This window comes from Lysobacter sp. F6437 (genome assembly GCF_052547215.1).
The window spans coordinates 271,842-285,197 of the sequence record NZ_JBQWRB010000004.1 but is presented as its reverse complement, the minus strand read 5'-3'; the positions used below and the strand labels follow the sequence as shown (position 1 = coordinate 285,197).

At 60.0% G+C, this 13,356-nt stretch carries 19 protein-coding genes; 12 read left to right on the top strand and 7 right to left on the bottom strand.

Translation table 11 applies throughout. The annotated features are described in order from the left end of the window. From ACT9F5_RS13105 to ACT9F5_RS13055, 11 genes are all read left to right on the top strand, one after another. A partial coding sequence (locus tag ACT9F5_RS13105; RefSeq protein WP_445120395.1) for a hypothetical protein occupies positions 1–208 on the top strand: 208 nt, incomplete at its 5' end. Continuing rightward, positions 195–689: a hypothetical protein gene (locus ACT9F5_RS13100; RefSeq protein ID WP_445120394.1), complete on the top strand. Its 495-nt coding sequence runs from the start codon at positions 195–197 to the stop codon at positions 687–689. The genes ACT9F5_RS13105 and ACT9F5_RS13100, both read left to right, overlap by 14 nt. A 111-nt stretch (positions 690–800) precedes the next feature. Beyond that, positions 801–1,583: an HNH endonuclease gene (locus tag ACT9F5_RS13095; RefSeq protein WP_445120393.1), complete on the top strand. Its 783-nt coding sequence runs from the start codon at positions 801–803 to the stop codon at positions 1,581–1,583. Between the two features lie 61 nt (positions 1,584–1,644). Then, entirely contained in the window at positions 1,645–2,550 is a 906-nt protein-coding gene (locus tag ACT9F5_RS13090; protein WP_445120392.1) for a hypothetical protein, read from the top strand. Between the two features lie 140 nt (positions 2,551–2,690). Beyond that, on the top strand, positions 2,691–4,205 hold the full coding sequence (locus tag ACT9F5_RS13085) for a P-loop ATPase, Sll1717 family (protein WP_445120391.1): 1,515 nt from the start codon (positions 2,691–2,693) through the stop codon (positions 4,203–4,205). A 546-nt stretch (positions 4,206–4,751) separates the two neighbouring features. Further along, on the top strand, positions 4,752–5,078 hold the full coding sequence (locus ACT9F5_RS13080; RefSeq protein ID WP_445120390.1) for a nucleotide pyrophosphohydrolase: 327 nt from the start codon (positions 4,752–4,754) through the stop codon (positions 5,076–5,078). Between the two features lie 72 nt (positions 5,079–5,150). Next, positions 5,151–5,690 carry a PAAR domain-containing protein gene (locus ACT9F5_RS13075; protein ID WP_445120389.1) on the top strand — a complete coding sequence of 180 codons (540 nt, stop codon included), beginning with the start codon at positions 5,151–5,153 and terminating at the stop codon, positions 5,688–5,690. Further along, a complete protein-coding gene (locus ACT9F5_RS13070) occupies positions 5,683–6,390 on the top strand; it encodes an N-acetylmuramoyl-L-alanine amidase (RefSeq protein WP_445120388.1) in 708 nt (235 codons plus the stop codon). The genes ACT9F5_RS13075 and ACT9F5_RS13070 overlap by 8 nt, the downstream gene beginning before the upstream one ends. 25 nt (positions 6,391–6,415) lie before the next feature. Further along, positions 6,416–6,742: a hypothetical protein gene (locus ACT9F5_RS13065; RefSeq protein ID WP_445120387.1), complete on the top strand. Its 327-nt coding sequence runs from the start codon at positions 6,416–6,418 to the stop codon at positions 6,740–6,742. Positions 6,743–6,889: 147 nt separating this feature from the next. Continuing rightward, positions 6,890–7,132, top strand: a complete 243-nt coding sequence (locus tag ACT9F5_RS13060; protein ID WP_445120386.1) for a DUF4287 domain-containing protein — start codon at positions 6,890–6,892, stop codon at positions 7,130–7,132. After that, on the top strand, positions 7,129–7,554 hold the full coding sequence (locus ACT9F5_RS13055) for a GFA family protein (protein WP_445120385.1): 426 nt from the start codon (positions 7,129–7,131) through the stop codon (positions 7,552–7,554). Before ACT9F5_RS13060 ends, ACT9F5_RS13055 begins: the two co-directional genes overlap by 4 nt. Positions 7,555–7,699: 145 nt before the next feature. Here the strand turns inward: ACT9F5_RS13055 and ACT9F5_RS13050 are convergent, their stop codons facing one another. The 6 genes from ACT9F5_RS13050 to ACT9F5_RS13025 form a co-directional block, all read right to left on the bottom strand. After that, positions 7,700–8,470, bottom strand: coding sequence for an SDR family oxidoreductase (locus ACT9F5_RS13050; RefSeq protein ID WP_445120384.1), 771 nt, complete (start codon positions 8,468–8,470; stop codon positions 7,700–7,702). Between the two features lie 244 nt (positions 8,471–8,714). Beyond that, a complete protein-coding gene (locus ACT9F5_RS13045) occupies positions 8,715–9,272 on the bottom strand; it encodes an SRPBCC domain-containing protein (RefSeq protein WP_445120383.1) in 558 nt (185 codons plus the stop codon). After that, positions 9,269–9,658, bottom strand: coding sequence for a metalloregulator ArsR/SmtB family transcription factor (locus tag ACT9F5_RS13040; protein WP_445120382.1), 390 nt, complete (start codon positions 9,656–9,658; stop codon positions 9,269–9,271). Before ACT9F5_RS13040 ends, ACT9F5_RS13045 begins: the two co-directional genes overlap by 4 nt. A gap of 75 nt (positions 9,659–9,733) precedes the next feature. Continuing rightward, positions 9,734–10,897: a metallophosphoesterase gene (locus ACT9F5_RS13035; protein ID WP_445120381.1), complete on the bottom strand. Its 1,164-nt coding sequence runs from the start codon at positions 10,895–10,897 to the stop codon at positions 9,734–9,736. Positions 10,898–10,908: 11 nt separating this feature from the next. Beyond that, the gene (locus tag ACT9F5_RS13030; protein WP_445120380.1) at positions 10,909–11,475 is read right to left on the bottom strand and encodes an HAAS signaling domain-containing protein; all 567 of its coding nucleotides are present in this window, start codon (positions 11,473–11,475) and stop codon (positions 10,909–10,911) included. After that, positions 11,462–11,839: a helix-turn-helix transcriptional regulator gene (locus ACT9F5_RS13025; RefSeq protein WP_445120379.1), complete on the bottom strand. Its 378-nt coding sequence runs from the start codon at positions 11,837–11,839 to the stop codon at positions 11,462–11,464. Before ACT9F5_RS13025 ends, ACT9F5_RS13030 begins: the two co-directional genes overlap by 14 nt. A 193-nt stretch (positions 11,840–12,032) precedes the next feature. Between ACT9F5_RS13025 and ACT9F5_RS13020 the strand changes: the two genes are divergently transcribed. Next, the gene (locus ACT9F5_RS13020) at positions 12,033–12,419 is read left to right on the top strand and encodes a hypothetical protein (protein WP_445120378.1); all 387 of its coding nucleotides are present in this window, start codon (positions 12,033–12,035) and stop codon (positions 12,417–12,419) included. Between the two features lie 8 nt (positions 12,420–12,427). On the opposite strand, the gene ACT9F5_RS13015 is transcribed toward ACT9F5_RS13020, so the two are convergent. Next, positions 12,428–13,321 carry a DUF2785 domain-containing protein gene (locus ACT9F5_RS13015; RefSeq protein WP_445120377.1) on the bottom strand — a complete coding sequence of 298 codons (894 nt, stop codon included), beginning with the start codon at positions 13,319–13,321 and terminating at the stop codon, positions 12,428–12,430. Positions 13,322–13,356: the final 35 nt, after the last annotated feature.

The window sequence follows — 13,356 nt, the reverse complement described above, 5'->3', positions numbered from 1 at the left end:
GAGACCCATCCAGTCTGCCAGCTCACCTCTCTTGTTCTTTGGGCGCGGGTTGTCGCACTTAGTTTGGCAATTCCCGAGGTCTAACAATTCGTTCAAGCCGAACTTGCTTCGCTACACCAACAACATGGCAGGAAAAGCTTGCCATGTTGTTGGCTCCGCTACGCAAGTCGGCTTAACTCAGGCGTTAGATGCCTATGACACGTTCTAGCAAACTGATGGTTCTAACAGCGGTGCTTGCCCTGGCCCCGTATGCTGCTCATGCTTGCAGTTGCCCTCCGCCTCCACCAGCAAAGGAAGCTGCTAAGCGCAGCGACCGAGTCTTTCTAGGCAAGGTAACTTCAGTTCAAACTCACCAACCCTCGGACTTTGTTTTGTGGATCGAGGGGCGCATTGCGGAACTTGGCGAAGTCCTTGGAAGAGATTGGCGTCGAGACTATCGTTATGTTTTCCGCCGAGAAGTCACGCTCGAAGTTATGGAGAACTTCAAAGGTGGGGCCGTTAACGAGCTCATGATAACTACCGGCTTAGGCGGTGGAGATTGCGGCGTGTTTTTCACCACCGGTCAGGCGTATCTCGTTTTCGCCAAGCACCTCAATGATCGCAATATGCTCGTTACTGGCATCTGTGATGGCACCGATGAGGCCCGAAGACTTCAGCCGCAACTGGCACAACTAAGGAGCGGCATCTAACAATTCGTTCAAGCCGAACTTGCTTCGTTACACCAAGCACATGGCAGAAAAAGCTTGCCATGTGTTTGGCTCCACTACGCAAGTCGGCTTAACTCAGGCGTTAGGGCGCATATGGCGTTTCCGGAAAGCGTGACGAAAGAGGTAAAGCGCAAGGCTCACTTCCAGTGCTGCCTGTGCAAAGCAATCGGCGTTGAAATACACCACATTCTTCCGCAAGCTGAGCGCGGCCCGGATACTGCTGAGAACGCGGCACCGCTCTGTCCGTCTTGCCACGAGACATATGGGGCGAACCCCACCAAACGAAAGTTCATTCGAGAAGCTCGCGATCTCTGGTACGAGATCTGCGAGAAGCGTTACGCCCCGGACGCGTCAATCCTGCAGGAAGTGCGTGACGCGGTCTCTAGCACTGCCTCCAAGAGCGATTTGTCCGAGCTTCGGCAGGAGATACTTGCGTCGCTAAAGGCGCTCACCATTCCGCCGGGTGTTCTCTCGGTTCCAGTTCCTCGCAACCAGTCCAAGGACCAGGAAAGGAACCTCACCGTATCGGACTTCATGGTTATGATTTTCGGCCTCTCCTCTGAGCGGCCGGAAGACCAAGTTGAGTTGCTCTGCATCCGGGAGCTCTGGCCCATTAAGGATGGCTTTCGCGCCACCTATAACGACTTTTTGAAGCAGTTCGGCACGGTCAGCTTGCGTCACTTGGCCGCGCGCGCTCTGGATTACATCAAAGCTCCACCTCGCGGCGGGCTGACAGAAGAAGAGATCAATTCGGCGATCTCCCTGATGAGTGTGGAAGCGGTCTGCCTGAGCGAGCTCAGCAAGGGAGAGTTTCGCGCTGTGCTGCGTGAAGACGGGGAAGTTATCTGGTTCGCAGGCAACACGGATGCGCACTAATAATTCATCCAAGCCGACGCCGCCTCGCGGCGCGGCTTAACTCAGGTGTTATATTTCGCACATGACATCAACACGCAGGGTCAATCCAGAAGAAATGCGCTCCTTTCTTGAGTCCCAGACTCAAGAAGAGATGGACTATTGGAACGAGCAAAACGACTCTCGTTCTGAGGAACAACACGATAAGTTCGTAGCAAGCTACGCAGATGGCGAATGCTATCTATGCGGCAAGCCCTTCAAGACAATCAGCCGCGCTCAACCTTGTGTCCACTGGATACTGCGCCAGTGCAAGTTCAGGAAGAACGACTTCCCTCTGCTATTTCCAATCTTTGGCTATACTCAGATCGCCGCCTTCGCTCGCTGGTGCGCCAATCAAGAGAAATTTCTGGGCGCTATCAATGACCTTGAGTCCGGCAAGGCAGATAGAAAGCTATTTGAGTACACGGTCAAGTGGAAGAACATCGAGTGGACTTTCGATTGTTCTAAAAACGATTACGCCGGTCACAACGGCAGCCAGACAGACTTCCCGCACTATCACTTCCAAATGCGAGTTGATGGGCGGCCCTTTATTAATTTTGGTGATTTCCACATCCCTTTGTCCGAACAGGATTTGTTTCACATTGACTTAAGCATGTCCATGCCTGATCTTTTTAAACACAACTTTGGTCCCGGTGGTGCCGGGATCCAAACTGCAGCCGAAGTAGATCCCAGCATGCTCATACAAGAGACAGAAACCGCCAGTGAGACGGAGGCAACATTTCGCTTCCAGACTGTTCTGACCGGTAAGAACGGGCAGCCTATTCCTGGCGAGGATTTGATGCGCCTCATTGAAGAGAGTCAAGCCACAGGCGAAACTCTGGCCAGCCTTGCCCACAAGCACCTTTCGGATAAGGCTGATGTCCGCACTGTCATTTCGCCGTCGGAGAATTTGCCGGAGATTGCAAAACGCACGGAGAGGAAGCGTCGGTGAAACATAACAATTCGTTCAAGCCGAACTTGCGTTACGGCAAAGGTATGGCAGAAAAAGCTTGCCATACCTTTGCCTCCACTACGCAAATCGGCTTAACTCAGGCGTTAGGCCACCGACTAATTTATTCGTAGAGAGTACAAATGAACTACTTGTCAAAGCTGATGCCTTACGTACGATCTGGCACTACTGAGGGCGATAGCCGCTTCTTAGCTGACGTGTTTGTCTCATCTGATCAACTTAGCGATTTCTGTGCGGTTGAACCGGGAAGTATGAGGGTGCTCGTAGGCAACAAGGGAACGGGCAAGTCTGCAATTGTGGAGTGGATTCACAAGTCGAGCACTAGGCAGAAAATTCCCTCGCTTCTTTTGCGGCCCGACGATCTCGTGGATACAGGTCAGCCGCAATCGTTAGACATGAGTACGCTAAAGGCTTTTTACTTTGAGAAGCTTTTGAGATCGGTGTGCGCTCTAGTCGGTTCACAAATTAATTCAAAGACCCCGTTAAGGGGAGATGCGGCTCGTCTCTACAATGAAGCTCGCGGGAAAGGTCTCTCCCGCGAGGATTTCGTCACAAAATCATTAGAACTTTTGTCCGCGATCGCGATTCCTGCCGGCAGCGTAAATGGCAAGGAATTAGCCAAGGAGCTTGCTGGGAAAAATGCGGCGTCTAAGCTAATTGGTGCACTCAACACGCAACTCCTTCAACAGACGTCAAAGTTGATGTATTTACTAATTGATGACACAGACCAGATAGCACGCCCAAACGAACCCGAACAGCTTAATAAGATATGGGCTCTGATTCTCGCCGCCCGAAAGGTCGCAATGTTGTGCAATAACGTTCGCCCCATTGTGACGCTGCGATCAAGTGTCTGGGCAAGACTTATTCACGAGAACTCGGCGCAGCGTGATCAGTTTGATCATATTCGCCCCCTAGTCATGGCCCTTAACACTAGTGATGAACACATTCAACATATCGTAGAGAAACGATTGGTCAGGGCTTCTGGCGATTGTTTTGCTCAGAGAGAAAGGCCCTATGAAAATTTTTTTGAGAACAAGGAAGTTCTGTTACCCACATCCAATCAGACTCGGTCATGGCCTGACTTTATCGCAAAATCTTCACGAGAACGCCCTCGCGACGCACTCCAGCTTATAAAAAGCATGATCGAAACTGCGAACAACGATCATCATAGTAAAATCGGAGATAAAGACGCAAACAAGGCAATGTCTCTCTATTCAAACGAACGAGTTGATGACGTTGTCGCTGAGTACTCGCTCGACTGTAATGCTATAAAAACGATAATTGATTCGTTTGCTTTTGTACCATTTGAAATGCCGTTCGAGCGGTTACGCGAGCACCTCGGAAAAGTGCCGGGCAGCGCCTCGATCATGTTAAGAGGAGTAGCACTACAACCCCAGAGCGACAGCGATGCCATCAAACTGTTGGCCCTACTTCACGAGTTTGGCTTTATTAACCCGAGACTTCCAGATTCAACTGCAGCTAGAAAATTCAAACACTTGAATTATTCAGAAGAATCAAGTTTTGTCAGAGAGAGTAACTGGAATAATCTCCAAGCCGCCCGCTGGGAAGTACATCCTGCCTTTCGAAATCACTTAATTGCAGTAAAGGATTCTAAAGAACGGCAGCGACTCACATGAGCGCGGTCTAACAATTCGTTCAAGCCGAACGTGCTTCGCTCCAGCAACAACATGGCAGGAAAAGCTTGGCATGTTGTTGGCTCCGCCACGCAAGTCGGCTTAACTCAGGCGATAGGCAGCATGGAATCCCGTGACTATTTCACACTCCGTAACTCCGGCATTCGCCGCTGGCTGCTTGTTCTAGGGGCCGCGACCTGCATTCTCCTGGTTGTTGCTCCACCCTCGTTGTGGCTTTGTGGCGTCGGCGGCGTGCTTCTGGTGCTGGGCGCCGCAGTGCATGTAGTGCGCGCGGGCCAGTGGTTCACGTGGCCGAGCTGGCAGCCGTCCTTCAATTGGTTTGAGGGCTGGGCTACGTCCACTGGTGCGCTTCTCCTCTTACTGCCGCTGCTCGCCATATTGGTTCGGGTTTGGTGGTCGGTGTGACGAACGTGCTGCCCTACCCTTCCTTCAAGCGGACCTACCGTCGGCGGCCCGCCTAGTCAAAAGACCGGCCACTAATAGTCAGTTCAACTTGCATCGTTCAGCGGATGCATGGCGGATATACCTATGAATTTTACTGACCTGGAACAATCTGCGTTACGGCTCAACCAACTCTACGAACAGCTTGAGGTCAAGTTGTACGGTCGCGAATGGACCACACAGGAGCTCGCGCTCGGCTTCATGGGCGATGTCGGCGACTTGGCCAAGCTGATCCAGGCGAATGCGGGCGTGCGAAACATCGACGACTGCAAGGCGAAGCTCGGTCATGAGTTGTCCGACTGCCTCTGGTCGATCATGGTTCTTGCGAACAAGTGCGGCGTCGATCTGGAGGCCGAGTTCTCTAGAAACACCAGAGAACTGATCGAATATGTATCCAGCGAGTTGGAAAAATAGCGGCTCATCCAGCAACTCATAGGGCCGCCCATCGGGGCGGCCTCACAATCAGCGACAGACAAGGAGGTCGAGATGTCGCAATTGATCGTTGTAGTAGGCGACGCCACGTCCGGTGGCGGGCAAGTCATCAGCGGTTCGCCGTTCACCGACATCGACGGGCATCCGGTGGCCCGCGTTGGCGACAAGGCGACGTGTGTCAGTTGCAACGGCGTATTCCCGATTGCGTCGGGCGATCCCACCTTCAGCGTGGACGGTCCGCCTGTGGCGCGGCACGGGGACAAGCTGGCGTGCGGCCACACGCTGATCGCGAGCCGGCAGTTCCGCGTGTTTCTCGACGGACAGACAAGCGATGCGCCTGGCGTGGACGCGGCGGGTCGTCGGGTAGCCACGAACCTGACGGCCGAGCCAAGCAACGGGGCGTTCGATGAGGCTTTCATCCTCACCTCCGAGCTCACCGGCAAGCCTTTGGGAAACCGACGCTATCGGCTGATCCGGGAGGACGGCTCTGTCGTGGAAGGCATCACTGACAGCGAAGGGACGACCGCGCTGGCTGCGACCCGAGCGCCTGAACTCGTCCATGTGGAACTGGAGGAGGAGCAAGTTCATGGGTAGGTTCCTGCGCGTTGGCCAGGCCATAACCTCACCGGCCTCGAATACCGCACGCAAGGCCGTTCCCGTTCCGGTCTACGTGGATGAGCATGGTTATGTCCAGAACGCGGGCTTCGTATTCAAGCCGATCGCAGCGCTCGAGCATGGTCGCTTGCAAGGGCCGCGGGCGATCGTCATGCATCGGACCGTTTCCAGCACGGCCCGCAGTTCCCTCAATGCATTCCGACGAGGAATCGGGACGCACTTCCTAATCGGCAAGGACGGCTTGATCTATCAGACGGCCAGTCTGCTCGAGAAGACGCACCACGTCGGTCCGATCCGCTCCCGCTGTTACGAGGAAGGAACCTGCGATGCACGGGAGCAGGCGACCATCGAGTCGCTGGAGCGACGCGAGGCCTATCGAGCGGTACATGACCACGACAAGGCGAAACCGTACCCCGAGCGGTTCCCGATGAACGAGGACAGCGTCGGCATCGAGGTTGTCGCGATGTACGCGGCCGCCACCCGGCAATGGGATCCACCCACCACGGAGCAGAGTGAGTCCATTGCACAACTGGTGCAGATACTTCAGAAGCAATATTCGCTAACGGATGCAGACGTCTATGAGCACGACAGGATTTCACGCAAGACAACTGGCGAAGGCGCTGGTCTTTATGACGGCGCTGGCGGCGTGCCAGTCCGGTTCCCGCCCCCCTTCTTCTGACACCTCCGGACTGCAGGTGACGTCCGTGTCCGCCGCGGCACCGGACCCGTCCTCCTCGGATGCAGGCCGGTTCCCGGGGGACTGCGATCGCTGGTCGCTTACGGCGGCGCAGGCGGAAACGTTCTTCGCGCTCAGCACGGAGCTGGACGCGAGCGTCTATCACCATGAATACGAGACTTCGCGCTGCATGATCGCGGGCGATCTGGTCGAAGACGGACGGCAGTGGGAGTTTCAGATCAACGGTGCAGCCAAGGGGTATTGGAGCAACGGCAACGACATGCGCTATTTCGGCTGTACGGATGCTGCCTGCGATCCGCTGGTGCTGGTACCGCACATCGGGATGGGACCCTGATGCTGCCTTAAATTGGGCTCAGGGAAACCTGCGACGACATAGCCAGAATTGTCGATCTCCTGCCGGCTCGTTCGTCGGACAGATGGAGCGGCCCAGGCCAGCCAAGGTGGCCAGTCGCCGGCCTCAATCCAACAACAAGGGTCGTTCATGACTATGGTTACGAAAATCAAAGGTCCCGCCTCGTACTTCCCGTCCATCGAGAAAAGTTACGGGAAGCCGGTGACGCACTGGCTCGAAGTCCTTGAGTCTGTCCAGGGCAAGAAGCACATGGAGCAGGTGGCTTTCCTCAAGACCGAGCACAAGATCGGTCATGGCCACGCCAATGCACTTGTCGCGCATCACAAGGCCTGGCGCGAGGCCCAGCAGTCCAAACCTGCGGGGATGCCATGAAGAAGCTCTACTCGGGAAGCTGCCACTGCGGCGCCATCAAGTACGAATGCAGCCTGGATTTGACTGCCGGGACCCGGCGGTGCAATTGCAGCTTCTGCTGGAAGTCCCGCTTCTGGAAGGCGTTCGCGCTGCAGGGCGACTTCCGGTTGCTGCAGGGCGAGGACTCGCTCAGCGACTATCAAGCGTCACCGTCCGAATGGCCGGAAGGCGACGTGCACCACTACTTCTGCAAGCACTGCGGGATTCGTCCTTTCAGTAAGGGATACCTGCAGATCGAACCGTTCAATGGTTCGTTCCATGCGGTGAACATCGCGACGCTTGATAGCGCTACGGACCTGGAGCTTTCTGCTGCCCAGATCCAGTACGAAGACGGTCGGGCGAATTGCTGGGAAGCTGCGCCCGCGACGACAAGCTACTTGTAGGTACAACGTGGGCTCCTCGGCGATCCGGAGATTCCCCCAATCGCAAGAAGACCATCGCCAAGGAGATTTCCGGCTATCGCGCGGCGATCTCCTTCGAAAACGAATAGGCCGCCCCGATAGCGGCGGCCCTTCCTCGCTTCATCACTCAGGTACGGGTGATGGACACCCCGCCGTCGACCAGCAACGCGACACCAGTGATGAAGCTCGATGCGTCAGAAGCGAGGTGAAGCACGGACTGTGCGATCTCCTCGGGCCGCGCCAAGCGTTTTAGCGCGTGTAGGTTCTCGATGAAGCCGCGGGTCCCTTCCGGCGCGTCAGGCGCGTTGGCGTGGTTCGACGGCGTATCCGTGGCGCCCGGTAGTACCGCATTGACCCGGATGCCATGCGGACCGAACTCCGCGGCGAGGACCTGGGTCAATCCGGTCAGCCCGGCCTTGCTCGCGGCGTAGGCCGCCATCCCGGGGAACCCCACGGTGGAGCCGACGAACGACGAGGTGAAAACGATCGAGCCGCCACCACGCGCCAGCATCGCCGGCACCTGGTACTTCGCGCCGAGGAAGGCGCTCGTCAGGTTGGTGTCGAGCGTATCGCGCCACCCTTCCAGCGAGACATCGGCGACCGATCCCATCGCGCCGAGGGCGCCGGCATTGTTGAAGGCGATGTCGAGGCCGCCGAAGCGTTCAATCGCGGCATCGACCAACGCCTTCGCCAAGGCTTCGTCGCGGACATCACCGGTCACCGCGATGGCCTCGCCTCCGTCGGCCTCGATCTCACCGACCAGCGTGTCCAATTCGGCCTGGCGGCGCCCGCTCACGACGACCTTGGCACCCTCCCGGGCAAACAGCCGGGCCGTCGCGCGACCGATCCCCGAACTGGCCCCGGTAACGATGGCCACCTTGTCCGCGAGTACCTGCATTTCCAATTCCCTGCGTTGATTTGATGCGGGGAATCTAGGCGTGCCGCCTGCGGGCTTCCATCCGATTCTTGTTCCCGTATTCGCGGGACACAGGCGCCATTGCATCCGCTGAAGGGCTCCTCCAACCGGACACCAGGCCCTGCCACCCGCACGTGCGCCGGGTGCTCAGCTCGGCGGCATCGCCATCTGGCTCGCTGACCGACCACTGGTTCGCCGGCCCCCTCGCGGGCGGCCGGCTCCAACTTCAGGCCGGGATGCGGCGGTCGTACTCGGCGCGCAGGCGCGTCCAGCCGTCCCAGAAGGTTTCCCGGGCGCCCGGGGTTTCGCCGTTCGCACGGGCGGTCAGGACGTCGAGGTGGACGTGCCAGCCGGCGCCAATCATCAGCAGGTTGGCGCGGTCGGAAATACCGCGGTGGAGCACGGTCAGCAGCACCTGGTCGCCCTTGGGCTCAAGGTCGAAGGTCACGTCGCCGCCGCCTTCGCCCCAGGTGAAAGCGAGCCGGCGCGGTGGGTCGAGTTCGGTGATGCGGCTGCGCATACGGTTTTCCGCGCCGAAGCCTTCCGGGCGTTGACCCGGCGGGTCGGTCAGCTCGTCGTTGCGCCAGACGAGCTCGAACGAGGCGCCCTCTTCCAGCTGCATGTCGCCGGCGGCCAGCCATTGGCGGCGCAGTTCGCCTTCGGTGAGGTAGGACCAGATGCGCTCGATCGGGCCCGGCAGCAGGCGCTCGATCCGCACCGTTTGGGGTGCGCTGACGACGCCGTAGTCGGCTTCGGGCGTGGCTATTGTGGTGATCTGGTTCATGGCTTGCTCCGTGGGGTGCGGGTTTTGCGGGCAGGGTCCCGCGGGGATGGTTTGGCGGTGCCCTCGGCCTTGAGCAGGGCTTCCAGGGCATCGAGCTTGTCGGTCCAGAACCGTTCGTAATGGCGCAGCCATTCCGCGCCCGCATGCAGCGGTCGGGCGTCGAGCCGGCAGGTGTGCACGCGGCCTTGCACCTCGCGCTGGATCAGGCCGGCGCGTTCCAGCGTCTGGATGTGCTTGGACGCGCCCGCCAGCGAGATGTCGAACGGCGCGGCGAGTTCGCCGACGGTGCGCTGGCCGGCGGCCAGGGCCTGCAGCATCGCGCGCCGGGTCGGGTCGGACAGGGCCTGGAACACGGTGTCGAGACGGGGGGAAGATTGGTCAACCATGTGGTTGAATATACGCCACTCCAGGCAATAGTCAACCGTTTGGTGAAATATTCTCCGCCGACCGGGCAGTACCGCTTACAGGGCTTTGATCCCGCCGTCCTCCAGCAGACGGAAGTACTTACCGTCCTTGACCAGGAGCCCCTCGCTGGCCCGTAGCGGAAAGCTGGTCAGGTAGTCCTTGGGGTGCCTGACATCGATGGCGAAGACCTTCTTGTCGTACATGTCGTGCACCTTGCCCTGCAGGGTGTGTCCCACCACCACCGCCTGCGCACCCACCGCCGCCAGCCCCCGCTCCACGTCCTGTTGCGAGAGGTCATCCTTGAAGTAGCCCCGGTACCACGCCGGCCCGGTGGTGCTTGAGCGCAGGAAGGACTCGCGCGTGACCTCCACCGGCGTGTAGTACAGCGACCGGTATCCGGCCCGGACGATGCGGTTGATCTCTTCAACCGGGAGCCCGTACTTCGCGATGTCCGGGTGCAGTCCGCCATGGACGAACGCAACGCCATTGATGATCTCCAGCACGTTCTTCGACGCCAGCCAGCGGCCCAGCAGGGCGTTGTCGTCGAACAGCTGGTACTGCTGCTTCCCGAACATGCCGGCGATGTAGAAGTACTTTTCATTGGCCGACTGGTAGTTGCCCTGCAGGCTCTTGATCTCGTGGTTGCCGAGGATGAAGTGCACCTGGCCGCCTGCCTGCCTGGCGGACTGCTCGAGCTTGTAGATCGCCCACAGCACCTGGGTGGTCGACGCGCCGCGGTCGACGAAGTCGCCCACCAGCACCAGGTGGCCTTTGCCGAAGGTCCAGTTGAGGTCCCGGTCGGCAACACGGTGGTTGATGAGGAACTCGCGGAACGCGCCGAACCCGCTCTCGATGTCGGAGACCGCGATGATCGGCTCGCCGTCGTCGTGGATGGCCGCGGGCGTTTCGATGCCGTGCCCGATGCCGACGTCGAACCGGCTGCCGTCCACCGGGAAGACCACGTCGACCTTCGCGCCGGAGTGGTCCGACAGGTCCCTAGTCTCGACCCTGAAGCCGTCGTCGTTGTTGCCCTTCAAGGTGCGGGCGACCGTCGCGCCATCTTCAAGGAAAACGTGCACTTCACCATCCAGGTCGTAGGCCAGCCTGTCCTCGAACAGGTGCGCCTCCGCACCGATGTACAGGCCGAAAGCGACCACCGCGGCAAGCAGCAGGAGGAAGGTGATGCCGAAGTGCTTCAGGTTGGTAAGGACAACGGACATGGCACCTTCCCCTAGTTGGCAATGTTCCAGACGTGCATTTTCAGGATGCGCGCCACCCGGTGGGTCAGATACAGCAGCCCGGCCCCGGCCAACGCGGCGAGCGGGACCAGCCATGCGGCGGGCAACTCGCTGGCCCGCGGGTCATGCTGGCTGAAAGACACCACCACGCTATTGCCGTGCTCGGCCACCCACACCCCCAGCGATGCGGGGCTCAAGAGCTTCAACGCGGCCGCGGCCAGCAGGGCGATCGCCGTGCCATAGCCGAGGCAGCACACCAGGTAATAGAAGCTCTTGCTGATGCCCTTCCTGACGCGCGACAGGGGTTTCAGGCCGCGCGGGGGCGCAACGCCGGTGTTGAGGTGGTCGATATAGCCGGCGGCGAGTTCGCGCGGGGTGCCCAGCCGGCCGAGGATCGCTTCCGCGCCGCCCTCGCCCGCCGCGGGTTGCAGCAACTCCATCGCGTCGTAGATGTGGCTCTCGATTTCCTGGACGATCTCCTGCGCGCGGGCTTCGCTCAGCCGGGACAGGTATCGCTCCAGATCCGACAGGTACTGATGCACTACTTCACTTCGTGCCATTGCGGTACTCCCCTTGTTCGCTGATGCCGCTCTGCTCGAGCAGGCCCTGGATGTCCTCGACAGAACGCCGCCAGCGTTCCGATAGCGCGTCCAGCTTCCGGGTCCCTGGACCGGACAGCCGGTAGTACTTGCGCGGCCGGGTGTCGCCCTCCTGCACCCAGTAGCTGTCGATCAGGCCATCGCGTTTCAGCCGGTCCAGCAGCGGATAGAGCGTGCCCTCGGTTATCTGCATGGTTTCGAACTCATGCAGCTTCTGGAGGATCTGCAGCCCGTATCGGGGCTCGTGGCTGAGCAAAGCGAGGATCGTCATCTCCAGCGTGCCCTTGCGGAATTGCACATCCCACTTGTGATCCAGATCGTCCAAGTAACGCCCCTTTGATCGTGTAGAACATAGTTACCTTGTACTGCAAGGTTACGTTGTAGTGCATTGCCAGGGAGAAAACAACTGTCCCGACGATCAGACGCGGGGCGCTTGGCCGCCACTCCTTCGATCTGCGTTGACCTCAGGACAGGCGAGGAACGCGCTTTTCGCTCCGCGCCACAACGGAGGTAACACGATGCGCATTGCCAAACAGGACATCCCCGTCAGGATCGACGCACCGGGCGCTATCGCCCGCCAGAAGACCGGGTTCGGCGACGCCGCCGGCTACGGCACGATGAGCGGCGAGTACTTTTCTCTCGGTGCCGGCACCGATATTGCGCCGCTGCTGCAGGGCCTGGAGAACGATCTTTGCCAGTCCCCGCACTGGGGTTACGTGCTGCAGGGCGCGCTCACCGTCACCTATGCCGACGGCGGCAGCGAATCGGTCAATGGTGGTGATTTGTTCTACTGGCCGCCGGGTCACACGGTCAAAGTCGGCGAGGACGCCGAGGTCGTGCTTTTCAGCCCGCAGCACGAGCACAGCGCAGTGATCGACCACATGCTCGGGAAGATGGCTGGCTAACGGCGGTATCAGGGCATCGCGCGCAACGCGGCGACGGTGCCGGGCAACAGGGTCTTGAGCTTGGGATCTTCGGACAACGTGGCCGAGGCGTGCAGGGTCAGCAGGAAGGCGCGCAGGTCGTGGCGACGCGCCAGCCAGCCCGCGTCCTTCCATTCCGGTTCGCCCACGCGGGCCGCCAACGTTGTCAGCCACGCCCGCCAGCCGGCCTCGTCCTGCATGCCTGCGCGTGCGAGCACCAGCACCGGTGCGGCCAGCCGGTCGGGCTCGCCAAAAATGTAGGCGTGGCTGTCGGGGACGACCTGCCGGGACACCGCATCGAGGATCCGCTGGCGCTGCGCCTCGTCCAGTGCCGGGTTGAGGCTCAGTTGCATCAGCCAGTCGGCACCGTGGGCGACGCCGTGGCGCCAGCCCTGGTCGGGCTGGAAACCGCGATAGTCATCGACGCCTTCGAGGTAGGTCGCGGCGCGCTCGACCATCCGGGCGCGGGCGTCGGGCGTCATCCACGCGGCGATGCGATCGGTGCGGGCGACCTCGGCCAACACCAGCGCCGCGAATGGGTGGCCGAAGCCGTCCGGGTCGGGCGCGTCGAGCCGAGCGTACAGCGATTCCCGCAACGCGCGCACGGTGTCGGTGGTCACCTGCCCGCCCCGCATCCAGCTCGATAGCGCCTCGTAGGCGATACCGTCGCGCATGGCCGGGTCGGGATCGGCCAGGCAGGCCACCAGCGCTGGCGCGAGAGTGTTGGCGCGGGTGGCGGGCAACGTCTCGAACCCGGCGTCTTTCAGTTGCTGCAATGACGCGCGGGTCCAGCCATCCGGCGGGCAGCCAAGCGCGGCCGTGGCGGTGGTGGTGACGCCCAGCAACAGCAGGCCCGCCAGTGCGGCGGTGGTGTGCATCGACATGTCAGCAGCTCTCCACGGTGAGGGGCCGAAACCGG